Here is a 12,040-nt window from a genome sequence, read left to right as displayed (position 1 = left end):
CTTCAGATGTCCAAGGACTCGACCCAGAAGAACTCGCGTTCGGAGTCGTAGTCGTAGAGAACTACGCGGCTGCCCGCCGTCAGGTTGCCTTCGCCCGCCTGACGAACGTCCACAATGGCCGTCGACCCGTCGGCGGCGGCGACTTCGGCCTGCCCGAAGTCATGGGTGACCGACGAGGTGCGGATGACCGCGGCCCTGCCGACGAAGTCCTTCCTGCTCGGTTCCTTCGCGGGACCGAAGACGCGACGTAGCGGCACCACGATCACCCTCGTCCCGAGTGTGCCGAGCACGAGCGCGACGACGAGCACGCCGGCCCCGAGCCCGATCCTCGATGGTGTCGAAAGCTCAAGGTCATCGAGAAGAACCGTCCCTGCCAGGCTGGCGAACCAGGTGAATGCGATCAGCAAAGAGAGCGAAATGGACAGTGGGACGCCGCCGAAGCCCGCCAGGAGCCCGTCGCCGCCGTCGAAGTCGTCGACCTCGAAGGCACCGAGCAGTGCCAGCAGCCAGTAGCCGATCACCACGATCAGCAGGAAGCTGAAGAGCACGGCCGGAAACCCCAGAGCCGCGGTGACGAACCCGCCCATCCCGTCGTTCCCTCCCCCGTTACCCCGGGTCAGGACTATAACCAGCGCGTGAGGGCCGGCGGGCCGTTTTCGGCTACGACTGGGTCACGGTGTGCGGGAGCGTGCGGGGACCACCCACCGCGTTTAGTCCTCTAGATGCGACGACCCGGCCGGGGCGGGGAACCGCCGCGGCCGGCCCGAAGGCGTAACTCGCGTGATCGGGCGCGTAACTCGCGTGCTTGAAGACGTAACTCGCGTTTCGTCCTCTAAATGCGAGAAGAGGGGCCGGACGCGGAGGGTTACGCCGACCGGCCGCCCGGAAGCCATCCGGTTGGACCTGTCGCGCCCTCGGAGCGGGCCCTACTCTCCAGTATTGAGAGTGACACAGGACACACCACGGTCTTGGGAGGCTCCATGGGGTGGCACGTTCGCGAAACGATCGACGGGGATCGGCGCGAACGGCGGATCCGCCATGTCACCCGATGTCTGAGCTGCACGCTCACCTGCGTCCACTGTGGACTTCCCGCGAGATTCTCCGTCGCCCCAGGGCATCCCGGCCTCGGCGTCGTCGAGCACCTGTCCGGCGTGACCTCCCCCGGTCTCCCTGATCTCGCGCTGCTGCACCGATTCTGCCGGGACAATCTCGCCGCCGAGCCGGGTATCGCGCTCAGGCGCGCCTATCTCGGCCTGGCGACCGAACTCTTCGAATCGGGACGGCGGATCCGCCGTCACCGCAGGCTCGGCGTGCATCCGCCACGGCCGGGCCATCTGGAGGCCTACCGAAAACGGTGGCGAGTGGCCAAAATGCGGTACGCCTGCAAGGCGTGCCGGTACTACACCGGCTCTCACTGAGCCGATTCTCCCCCGGAGGACTCGTGCTCGTTCGTCTCATCCTCGGTCTGCTCATCACCGTCGCCGGTCTCGCCTTCGCCGCCCGTCGCGCCGCCTGGCTCTACAACCTGATCCGCTCCGGCCAGCCGGACGAGAAACGCTCGGACGTCATGGCCGTCCGCGCGAAAACGCATCTGGCCGAGGTCTTCGGGCAGCGCAAACTCCTGAAGTGGTCCGTCCCCGGGCTCGCGCATCTGTTCACGTTCTGGGGTTTCGTAATCCTCGGCTCGGTCTACGTCGAGGCGTACGGCGCCCTGTTCGACCACGACTTCCACATCCCGCTCATCGGGCACTGGGCGGTGCTGGGCTTCCTCCAGGACTTCATCGCGGTCGCCGTGCTGATCTCGCTCGCGGTCTTCGCGGTGATCCGGATCCGCCAGGCACCCGAACGGAAAGACCGCGCGTCACGGTTCTTCGGGTCGCACACCGGCGGCGCCTGGCTGATCCTGTTCATGATCTTCAACGTGATCTGGACGATGTTCCTCTTCCGCGGCGCGTCGGCGGCGGTCGGCGTCTTCCCGTACGAGTCGGGCGCGTGGGTTTCCCTCGGCGTGGGCGAACTCCTGGAGCCGCTGGGCGCTTCGGTCACCGAGCCACTGGAGACCGTCGGGCTGCTGCTGCACATCGGCGTGATGCTGGCGTTCCTGTCGATCGTGCTCTACTCCAAGCACCTGCACATCTTCCTGGCGCCGGTCAACGTCACCGCGAAGCGGCTCCCGGACGCGCTCGGCCCGCTGCTGCCGATGGAGTCCGGCGGCAAGCCGATCGACTTCGAGGATCCGGGCGAGGACGACACGTTCGGCCGCGGCAAGATCGAGGACTTCACCTGGAAGGGCATGCTCGACTTCGCCACCTGCACCGAATGCGGCCGCTGCCAGTCGCAGTGCCCGGCGTGGAACACCGGGAAACCCTTGTCCCCCAAGCTGTTGATCATGGACCTGCGCGACCACCTCTTCGAGAAGGCGCCGTACATCCTGGACGGCAAGGAAGCCCCCGAAGAGCGTCCGCTGGTCGGTACCAAGGAGGACTTCGGGGTCATCGATCCGGACGTCCTCTGGTCGTGCACCACCTGCGGCGCCTGCGTCGAGCAGTGCCCGGTCGACATCGAGCACGTGGACCACGTCGTGGACATGCGCCGCTACCAGGTGATGATCGAGTCGGCCTTCCCGAGTGAGCTCGGCGTGCTGTTCAAGAACCTCGAAACCAAGGGAAACCCCTGGGGCCAGAACAATTCCGACCGTCTCGCGTGGACGAAGGACCTCGGTTTCGAGGTGCCGGTCTTCGACGGTGAGCTCGCCGACGACGTCGAGTACGTCTACTGGGTCGGCTGCGCGGGTGCCTTCGACGACAACGCCCGCAAGACCGTCCGCGCCACCGCCGAACTGCTGCATCTCGCCGGGGTGAAGTACACGATCCTCGGCACCGACGAGTCCTGCACCGGCGACCCGGCGCGCCGCTCCGGCAACGAGTTCCTCTTCCAGATGCTCGCGCAGCAGACCGTCGAGACACTGAACGCGGTGTTCGAGGGCCGCGAACCGGGGACCCGCAAGATCGTCACCACCTGTCCGCACTGCCTCAACACACTCGGCCGCGAGTATCCGCAGCTGGACGGGCACTACGAGGTCCTGCACCACACGCAGCTGCTGAACCGGCTCGTCCGCGCGGGCAAGCTGACGCCGGTCAAACCGGTGGACGCCGGGCCGGTGACCTACCACGACCCGTGTTACCTCGGCCGCCACAACAAGGTCTACGAACCGCCGCGCGAACTCGTCGGCGCGACCGGCGCCACGCTCAGCGAGATGCCCCGGCACGCGGACCGGTCGCTCTGCTGCGGCGCCGGCGGCGCGCGAATGTGGATGGAGGAGCAGATCGGCAAGCGCATCAACCTCGAACGCGTCGACGAGGCGCTCGGCACGGACGCCGAAACCATCGTCACCGGCTGCCCGTTCTGCCGGGTGATGCTGAACGACGGTCTCGTGCAGCGGCAGAGCGAACAGCGTGGCGAGAACGTCACCGTGCGCGACGTCTCCCAGCTCCTGCTGGAAACAGTGAAGGAACGCGACCGGACGGAGATTTAAGGCACACGGGAGTTGGAAGTTCGGCGCACCGAACTCTAAACTCGCGGTATGGCGAATCTGCGCAAGACCGTGTGCGCGCTGGCGGCGTCCGCACTCGTCCTGTCCGCTTGCGGCGGTCCCGCCGGAGGGACGGACGACAAGCGGCCGGTCGTGCTGACCACGTTCACGGTCCTGGCGGACATCGCCTCGAACGTCGCGGGCGACAAGCTCCGCGTCGAGTCGATCACCAAGCCCGGCGCCGAAATCCACGGCTACGAGCCCACCCCGGACGACATCAAGAAGGCCGCGAAGGCCGATCTGATCCTCGACAACGGGTTGAACCTGGAAGCGTGGTTCGCCCGGTTCGTCAAGGAGAGCGACGCGCCGCACAAGGTGGTCAGCGAGGGTGTCCAGCCCATCGCCATCGGTGAGGACGCCTATCAGGGAAAGCCGAACCCGCACGCGTGGATGTCTCCGACGAATGTGGGTATCTACGTGGACAACATGGTGAAGGCGTTCAGCGAGCTCTCCTCCGGCGACGCCGCCGTGTTCAAGGCCAACGGAGACGCCTACAAGGCGAAACTGAAGGAGGTGCGGGACGAGATGACAGGTGCGCTGAGCGGCCTGCCGCAGAACGAGCGGGCGCTGGTCACCTGCGAAGGAGCCTTCTCCTATCTCGCGCGCGACACCGGCCTCACCGAGCGGTACATCTGGGCGGTCAACGCGGAACAGCAGGCCACCCCGCAGCAGATCACCCGCGCCATCGAATTCGTCAAGCAGAACAAGGTCCCCGCGGTGTTCTGCGAGTCGACCGTCTCCGACGCCCCGATGCGGCAGGTCGTCTCCGCGACCGGTGCCGCGTTCGGCGGCGTCCTGTACGTGGATTCCCTCTCCGGTCCCGAAGGCCCGGTGCCGACCTATCTCGACCTCATCCGCCACGACTCGAAGACGATCGTCGCCGCGCTCACCGGAGCGAAGCCGTGACGGCCGCGATCCGCGTCGAAGGCCTCACGGTCCACTATGGCGACGTCCTCGCGCTCGACGGTGTCGACCTCACGCTCGACCACGGTCACGTCTGCGGGCTGGTCGGGATGAACGGCTCCGGAAAATCGACCCTGTTCAAGACGATCATGGGCATGGTCCGGCCGGACGCCGGCACGGTGTCGATCGACGGCGGCGCTCCCGCCCGCGCCCGCAAGACCGGCGTGCTCGGGTACGTGCCGCAGAGCGAGGACGTCGACTGGTCGTTCCCGCTGTCGGTGCGGGACGTCGTGATGACCGGCCGCTACGGACGGCTCGGCTTCACCCGTCGTCCACGGCGCGCCGACCACGAGGCCGTCGACCACGCGTTGGAGCGGGTGGAGTTGACCGAACTCGCCGGACGGCAGATCGGCCAGTTGTCCGGCGGCCAGCGCAAGCGCGCGTTCGTCGCACGCGGCATCGCGCAAGGCGCCCGTGTCCTGCTGCTGGACGAGCCGTTCGCCGGCGTGGACAAGCGATCCGAAGCCACGATCACCCGCCTGCTCAAGGAACTCGCGGCCGACGGCGCCGCGGTCCTGATCTCCACGCACGACCTGCACGCGCTTCCCGGCCTGGCCGACGAGGCGATCCTGCTGATGCGCAAGGTGCTCGCGCACGGCTCCCCCGGCGAGGTGCTCCGGCCCGAGAATCTCGCGCTGGCGTTCGGGCTCGATGTCCTGCAACGGGAAGAAGAACCCGCGTGAGTCTCTACGACCTGTTCCTCGAACCGCTCAGCTACGACTTCATGGTGCGGGCGCTGGCGTCCACGGTGATCGCGTCCGCGGTCTGCGCGGTGCTGTCCTGCTGGCTGGTGCTGATCGGCTGGTCGCTGATGGGCGACGCGGTCTCGCACGCCGTGCTGCCCGGTGTCGTGCTGGCGTACGTCCTCGGCGCACCCTTCGCGCTGGGTGCCGTGGTGTTCGGTTTCCTTGCCGTGGCGCTGATCGGCGTCGTCCGCGACACCAGCCGGGTCAAGGAGGACGCCGCGATCGGCATCGTGTTCACCACGTTGTTCGCGCTCGGGCTCGTGCTGATCTCGGTGACGCCGAGCCAGACCGATCTGAACCACATCATCTTCGGCAACCTGCTGGGCGTCGACACGTCGGATCTGATCCAGATCGGCGTCCTCGGCGCGATCACGCTCACCCTGCTGGTGCTCAAACGGCGCGATTTCACCTTGTACGCCTTCGATCCCACGCACGCGCACGCCATCGGGCTGAACCCACGGGTGCTCGGCGCCGCGCTGCTCGGCCTGCTCGCGCTGACCGCGGTGGTGGCGTTGCAGGTGGTCGGCGTGATCCTGGTGGTGGCGATGCTGATCATCCCCGGCGCGACGGCGTACCTGCTGACCGACCGGTTCGGCCGGATGCTGGTGATCGCGCCGTCGTTCTCGGTGCTCGCGGCGGTGGCCGGGCTGTACCTGAGCTACCACCTCGACACCGCGTCCGGCGGGATGATCGTGCTGGTGCAGGGCGCCGGGTTCACGCTGGTGTACCTGTTCGGGCCGCGGCACGGGATCGTCGGGAAGCGGCTGGCCAGGCGCCGCCGGGAGCTCGCGAGGGGCTGAAGGGGACTTTCCCCGCATGCGATGAGACGAAAGCTCCCTTCACCGCGTGTAATGCGGTGAAGGCGTCCTTCAGCTCCCGTAACCGGACAATCACCCCGCGCGCTGTGTCTCTCGTGACATGGGTCCGAACCGCCGCTTAGGTTAGGCTCCCCTCATGTCAACGGAAGACGCGCTGCTCACCGGCCATGACCTGGTGCTCGCGCACCATGAGCGGGCCGTGGTGGACGGGGTGTCTCTGTCGCTGCGCGCCGGCCTGGTGACCGCGCTGGTCGGGCCGAACGGCTCCGGCAAGTCGACGCTCCTGCGTTCGCTGGCGCGGCTGCACAAACCCCGCGAGGGCGGCGTCCGCCTCGGGGAACGCGCCGTCTGGGGCGGCAACGCGTTGTCCGGCAAGGAGTTCGCCCGGCAGGTCACGTTGCTGACCCAGCACCGGCCCACCCCGAGCGGGGTCTCCGTGCGTGACGTCGTCTCCTACGGCCGGTATCCGTATCGCTCCGGCTGGCGCGGGGTCGACGTCGACGGCGCCGCCGCGATCCGCCGCGCGATGGAGCTCACCGGCGTGACGGCGATGGCCGAACGCGGCGTCGACGAACTCTCCGGCGGCGAACTCCAGCGAGTCTGGCTCGCGTCCTGTCTCGCCCAGCAGACCTCGGTACTGCTGCTCGACGAGCCCACCAACCATCTCGACCTGCGCTATCAGGTCGAGATCCTCGACGTCGTCCGCGATCTGGCCAACGAAGGCGTCGCGGTCGGCGTGGTGCTGCACGACCTCGACCACGCGGCGATCATCGCCGACGAGGTCGTCCTGCTGAGCGAGGGAACCATCGTGGCCACGGGTGACATCGGGCAGGTGCTCACCACCGAGCATCTCTCCCAGGCCTACGGCGTCACCGTCCACGTCGCGAACGACCCGGTGACGGGCGCGATCCACTGCAGGCCACTCGGGCGGCATTCGCCCAGGCCCGCCTGAGAAATCCAGGAAGAACCATGCGTTTGCTGACCCCTGCCGCCCTTGTGGCGGCGACGGCCCTGCTGCTGTCCGCCTGCGGCACCACCGAGAACACCGCGACCGCGCCGAGCGACACCGCGGCCGCGAGCGGACCGGTCACGGTGACCGACGCGCGCGGAAAGGCCGTCACCCTCAAGGCCCCGGCCAAGCGCGTCGTCGCGCTCGAATGGGGCGAGGCCGAGATGGTCGCGTCGCTCGGCGTCATGCCGGTCGGCGCCGCGGACGTCGCGGGCTACAACGTCTGGGACAAGGCCGCCCCGCTGACCGCCGAGGTCAAGGACGTCGGCAAGCGCAACGAGCCCAGTGTCGACGCGATCGTCGGGCTGAGCCCCGACGTCGTCATCATGGCCGAGGAGCGCGACTCGACGCTGGTGCCCCAGATCGAGAAGTACGTGCCGGTCGTGGTCACCAAGTCCAGCGACGCGAGCCGCAACTTCGACCGCCTGCGTGAGGACTTCAAGCTGATCGCGAAGACGGTCGGCAAGGAGGCCGAGGCGGGCCGGCAACTGTCCGAAATGGACGCCAAACTCGCCGAGGGCAAGAAGGCCGTGGAGGCCAAGGGCGCCGCGGGCACCCCGTTCCTCATGGCCGACGGCTACCTCGAAGGCAGCACCGTCAGCATCCGTCCGTTCGGCAAGGGCTCGCTGGTCTCCGACACCGCCGAGGCCGTCGGTCTCAAGAACGCCTGGACCGGCAAGGTCGATCCGCAGTGGGGTCTCGGCCAGACCGACGTCGAAGGCCTGACCGCGCTCACCGACCCGAAGACCGTGCTGTTCTACAGCGCGTCCGAAGAGGACGTCTTCACTACCGGGCTCGCGCAGAACGCCGTCTACCAGCGCCTGCCGTTCGTGGTCTCGAAGAAGATCCACAAGCTCCAGGCCGGGACGTGGACCTTCGGCGGACCGAAGTCGATCATCATGACCGCCGACCAGATCGTGAAGGCAGTCACGACCTGATGCGTGCCCGCACCATCGCGGTGTCGGCGGGGCTGGTGCTGCTCATCGCCGTCCTCGCCGGCATCCACCTGACCCAGGGCACGTCGACGTCCGGCCCGCTGGACGTGGTGAAGGCGATCTTCGGCCAGGGCGACGCGCAGACCCTCGCGGTACTGGAGGGTTCGCGCGTCCCCCGGCTGCTCGCCGCGTTGCTGCTCGGGGTCGCGCTCGGCGTCGCGGGCGCGGGAATGCAGTCCGTGGCACGGAACCCGCTCGCCTCCCCCGACACGCTCGCGGTCAACGCGGGCGCGCATTTCGCCGTGGTGGCCATCTCCGCGTTCGGGCTTTCGCTGCCGCTCGTGCCGGTGGGCGGGGCGGCGTTCGTGGGCGGGCTGGCCGCGGCCGTCGTCGTGCTGGGGCTGGCGGGCGGCGGTTCGGCCAGCCCGCGGCTGGTGCTCGTGGGCTCGGCGGTCCTCCTGGCGCTCAACTCGGTGACCATTCTGCTGCTGCTCCTGTTCGAGCAGGAGACGAACGGGCTGTTCGCCTGGGGCAGCGGCTCGCTCACCGTCTCCGATCTGCGGGCGACCGCCCAGATGACGCCGATCGTGGTGATCGCCGTCGTGGCGCTCATCGCGATGGGCCGCAAACTCGACGTCCTCGCCCTCGGTGACGACAACGCGACCCTGCTCGGCCTCCGCGTCCGCCGGACCAGGGTCGGCGCGGTCGTGCTGACCGTCGCGCTGACCGCGGCGGCGGTGACCGTCGCCGGACCGGTCGGGTTCGTCGGGCTGAGCGCGCCGGTGATCACGCGGCTGCTGCTGCCGATCGCCAAACACCGCGCGCTGCTGCCGGTTTCCGGGCTGGTCGGCGTGGTGACGGTGCTCGGCGCCGACGTCGTCCTGCGCGCGATCATGGGTTCCGCCGAAGCCGTGCGGGTGCCGACCGGTGTGGTGACCACGATCGTCGGCGCCGTCGTGATGGTGTGGCTGGCGCGGCGCGGCCGGGGAAGCGGCTCGCGCCGCCCGGCTCCGGCCGGGCGGGTCGGGGTCGCCGGATCGACCCGGCGGCTCGTGGCCATCTCCGTCGTCCTGGTCGCGTTGCTCGCCGCCGTCCCGCTCGTGGGCCTGATGCTGGGCGACCGCATGGTGCTGCTCGGCGACCTCGCGAACTGGGTCAGCGGCAACACCGGTACGGCGCTGACCTTCGTGCTGGACCAACGGCTTCCACGGGTGCTGGCCGCGCTGCTCGCCGGTGCCGCGCTGGCGGTTTCGGGCTGCGGGATCCAGTCGGTCAGCCGCAACCCGCTCGCCGAACCCGGGCTGCTCGGGATCACCGCGGGCGCCGGGCTCGGCGCGATCACGCTGATCACGATCGTCCCCGCCGTCGGCGCCTGGTCGATCGCCGGTGCCGCCGGCCTCGGCGCGGCCGTGGTGTTCCTGCTGGTCTACGGGCTGGCCTGGCGTTCCGGGCTGGATTCGGACCGGCTGGTGATCATCGGCATCGCGGTCTGGTCGGCCGGGATGGCGCTGATCAACCTGCTGATCGTGGTCTCCGACCCGTGGAACTCGGCCAAGGCGCTGACCTGGCTTTCGGGGTCGACCTACGGCCGCACGCTGGAGCAGGTCGCGCCCGTGGCGCTGGCGCTCCTCGCGCTGACACCGTTGCTGTGGGCCAAGCATCGCGAGCTCGATCTGCACGCCCTCGACGAGGACACCCCGCGCGTGCTGGGGATGCGGATCGAACGGTCCCGGCTGCTCGTGCTGGGCGCCTCCGGGATCCTGGCGGCCACCGCGGTGTCCGCGATCGGTGTGGTCGTGTTCGTCGGGCTGGTCGCGCCGCATCTGGCGCGTTCCCTGGTCGGCGGGCGGCACGGCCGGGTGCTCCCGGTGGCCGCGGCGCTCGGGGCGCTGCTGGTGAGCGTCGCGGACACCCTCGGGAGGACGGTCATCGCGCCCGCTCAGATCCCGGCGGGCCTGGTCATCGCGATGGTCGGGACGCCGTACTTCGTGCTGGTGCTCTGGCGGACCCGGCCGTAGATAGCGCGTGAAGGCCCCCTTCCCTCGGCTGAGCCGAGGGAAGGGGGCCTTCACGCGCTTCGGACTACAGGGTCTTCTGGAGGTGCGTGGCCAGCAGCTTGGTGAAGCGGGCGGGGTCGCCCAGTTCGCCGCCTTCGGCCAGCAGAGCCATGCCGTACAGCAGTTCCGCGGTCTCCGCGAGACCTTCGGACTCGCCCTTCTCGGCGAACGAGGACCGCAGCCCGGACACCAGCGGGTGCCCCGGGTTCAGTTCCAGGATCCGCTTGATCTGCGGCAGTTCCTGGCCCATCGCGCGGTACATCTTCTCCAGCGTCGGGGTGACGTCGTTCGTGTCGCCGACGATGCAGGCGGGCGACGTCGTCAGCCGCGACGAGAGCCGGACCTCCTTGACCTGCTCGGACAGGGTCGTCGTGAGCCAGGTCAGCAGCCCGGAGAACTCCTCCTTCTGCTCGTCGGTGGTGTCGGAGTCGAGTTCGACCTCGCCCTTCGCGACCGACTGGAACTGCTTCTCCTCGTACCCGGAGACGGCGTCGACCCACATCTCGTCGATCGGGTCGGTGAGCACGAGCACCTCGTACCCCTTGGCCTGGAAGGCTTCCAGATGCGGGGAGTTCTCGATGCTCTGCCGCGATTCGCCGGTCAGGTAGTAGATGTGCTCCTGGCCGTCCTTCATCCGCTCGACGTACTCACGCAGCGACGTGAGCTTCTCCGGATCATTCGTCGAGGCGAACGAGCAGATGTCGAGGATGGCGGTGCGGTTCTCGTGGTCGTCCAGCAGGCCTTCCTTGACGGCGCGGCCGAACTCCTTCCAGAACGTCTCGTACTTGTAGGGGTTCTCGTCGGCCATCAGGGTCTTGACCGTCGAGAGGACCTTCTTCACCAGGCGACGGCGGATCAGCTGGATCTGCCGGTCCTGCTGCAGGATCTCGCGCGAGACGTTGAGCGAGAGGTCCTGCGCGTCGACGACGCCCTTCACGAAGCGCAGGTACTCCGGCATCAGCGCTTCGCAGTCGTCCATGATGAAGACGCGCTTCACGTACAGCTGGACACCGCGTTTGCGCTCCCGCATGAACAGGTCGAGCGGCGCGTGGCCGGGCAGGAACAGCAGCGCCTGGTACTCGAAGGTGCCCTCGGCCTGGAGCCGGATCGTCTCCAGCGGGTCGTTCCAGTCGTGCGCGACGTGCTTGTAGAACTCGTTGTACTCGTCTTCGGTGACGTCGCTCGACGGGCGGGCCCACAGCGCCTTCATCGAGTTGACCGTGACGACCTCGTCGCCTTCGGTCATCCGGATGGGCCAGGTGATGAAGTCCGAGTACTTCTTGACGATCTGCTTGATCTTCGTGGCCGAGGTGTAGTCGAAGAGCTGGTCTTCGGCGTCCTCCGGCTTGAGGTGCAGGACGACCGACGTGCCCTGCGGCAGGTCCGGGACGGTCTCGATGGTGTACGTGCCCTCACCCTCGGACTCCCAGCGGACGCCCTCGTCCGATCCGGCGCGGCGGGTCAGCAGCGTGACCTTGTCGGCGACCATGAAGCTGGCGTAGAAGCCGATGCCGAATTGGCCGATGAGATCCTGCGAAGCCGCGGAATCCTTGGTCTCTTTCAGTTTCTTCAGGAATTCGGCGGTGCCGGATTTCGCGATCGTGCCGATCAGCGCCACGACGTCGTCCCGGCTCATCCCGATTCCGTTGTCGCGCACGGTGAGGGTGCGGTTTTCGGGGTCGGTCGCGATCTCGATGTGGAGATCGTCGGTGTCCGCCTGGAGGTCCTTGTCACGGAACGCTTCGAGGCGGAGTTTGTCCAGTGCGTCGGAGGCGTTGGACACCAGTTCCCGCAGGAAGGTGTCCTTGTTCGAGTAGATCGAGTGGATCATCAGCTGAAGCAGCTGACGTGCCTCCGACTGGAACTCGAGTGTTTCGGCAGAGGTTGTCACGCGCCGATATTACCCAGCGTCGAACGGGC

Annotated in this window: 10 protein-coding genes; 8 read left to right on the top strand and 2 right to left on the bottom strand. The window is 68.1% G+C overall.

The window, feature by feature from the left end:
- Window positions 1-2 precede the first annotated feature (2 nt).
- A complete protein-coding gene (locus tag ACOCEP_RS18115) occupies window positions 3-587 on the bottom strand; it encodes a hypothetical protein (protein ID WP_482338627.1) in 585 nt (194 codons plus the stop codon).
- 393 nt (window positions 588-980) lie between these two features.
- Between ACOCEP_RS18115 and ACOCEP_RS18110 the strand changes: the two genes are divergently transcribed.
- From ACOCEP_RS18110 to ACOCEP_RS18075, 8 genes are all read left to right on the top strand, one after another.
- Window positions 981-1,418, top strand: coding sequence for a hypothetical protein (locus ACOCEP_RS18110; protein ID WP_482338625.1), 438 nt, complete (start codon window positions 981-983; stop codon window positions 1,416-1,418).
- A gap of 23 nt (window positions 1,419-1,441) precedes the next feature.
- Window positions 1,442-3,535, top strand: a complete 2,094-nt coding sequence (locus ACOCEP_RS18105; protein ID WP_482338624.1) for a (Fe-S)-binding protein — start codon at window positions 1,442-1,444, stop codon at window positions 3,533-3,535.
- 48 nt (window positions 3,536-3,583) lie between these two features.
- Window positions 3,584-4,498 carry a metal ABC transporter substrate-binding protein gene (locus tag ACOCEP_RS18100; RefSeq protein WP_482338622.1) on the top strand — a complete coding sequence of 305 codons (915 nt, stop codon included), beginning with the start codon at window positions 3,584-3,586 and terminating at the stop codon, window positions 4,496-4,498.
- Window positions 4,495-5,238: a metal ABC transporter ATP-binding protein gene (locus ACOCEP_RS18095; RefSeq protein WP_482338620.1), complete on the top strand. Its 744-nt coding sequence runs from the start codon at window positions 4,495-4,497 to the stop codon at window positions 5,236-5,238. Before ACOCEP_RS18100 ends, ACOCEP_RS18095 begins: the two co-directional genes overlap by 4 nt.
- On the top strand, window positions 5,235-6,101 hold the full coding sequence (locus ACOCEP_RS18090) for a metal ABC transporter permease (protein WP_482338619.1): 867 nt from the start codon (window positions 5,235-5,237) through the stop codon (window positions 6,099-6,101). Before ACOCEP_RS18095 ends, ACOCEP_RS18090 begins: the two co-directional genes overlap by 4 nt.
- Window positions 6,102-6,255: 154 nt before the next feature.
- The gene (locus ACOCEP_RS18085) at window positions 6,256-7,071 is read left to right on the top strand and encodes an ABC transporter ATP-binding protein (RefSeq protein WP_482338617.1); all 816 of its coding nucleotides are present in this window, start codon (window positions 6,256-6,258) and stop codon (window positions 7,069-7,071) included.
- 17 nt (window positions 7,072-7,088) lie between these two features.
- Entirely contained in the window at window positions 7,089-8,066 is a 978-nt protein-coding gene (locus ACOCEP_RS18080) for an ABC transporter substrate-binding protein (RefSeq protein WP_482338615.1), read from the top strand.
- Window positions 8,066-10,081 carry an iron ABC transporter permease gene (locus ACOCEP_RS18075; protein WP_482338614.1) on the top strand — a complete coding sequence of 672 codons (2,016 nt, stop codon included), beginning with the start codon at window positions 8,066-8,068 and terminating at the stop codon, window positions 10,079-10,081. The genes ACOCEP_RS18080 and ACOCEP_RS18075 overlap by 1 nt, the downstream gene beginning before the upstream one ends.
- A 64-nt stretch (window positions 10,082-10,145) precedes the next feature.
- On the opposite strand, the gene htpG is transcribed toward ACOCEP_RS18075, so the two are convergent.
- Window positions 10,146-12,011 (bottom strand): molecular chaperone HtpG, encoded by a 1,866-nt coding sequence (gene htpG / locus ACOCEP_RS18070; RefSeq protein WP_482338613.1) that lies wholly within the window; start codon window positions 12,009-12,011, stop codon window positions 10,146-10,148.
- Between the last annotated feature and the right edge of the window lie 29 nt (window positions 12,012-12,040).

Source organism: Amycolatopsis sp. CA-211722 (assembly GCF_056828465.1).
This window is presented reverse-complemented; position numbering and strand designations above follow the sequence as displayed.

Bases quoted from the DNA above. Each gene is read 5' to 3' on its own strand.
- ACOCEP_RS18115 (WP_482338627.1), bottom strand. From the start codon at position 587: ATGGGCGGGTTCGTCACCGCGGCTCTGGGGTTTCCGGCCGTGCTCTTC.
- ACOCEP_RS18110 (WP_482338625.1), top strand. From the start codon at position 981: ATGGGGTGGCACGTTCGCGAAACGATCGACGGGGATCGGCGCGAACGG.
- ACOCEP_RS18100 (WP_482338622.1), top strand. From the start codon at position 3,584: ATGGCGAATCTGCGCAAGACCGTGTGCGCGCTGGCGGCGTCCGCACTC.
- ACOCEP_RS18085 (WP_482338617.1), top strand. From the start codon at position 6,256: ATGTCAACGGAAGACGCGCTGCTCACCGGCCATGACCTGGTGCTCGCG.
- ACOCEP_RS18080 (WP_482338615.1), top strand. From the start codon at position 7,089: ATGCGTTTGCTGACCCCTGCCGCCCTTGTGGCGGCGACGGCCCTGCTG.
- ACOCEP_RS18075 (WP_482338614.1), top strand. From the start codon at position 8,066: ATGCGTGCCCGCACCATCGCGGTGTCGGCGGGGCTGGTGCTGCTCATC.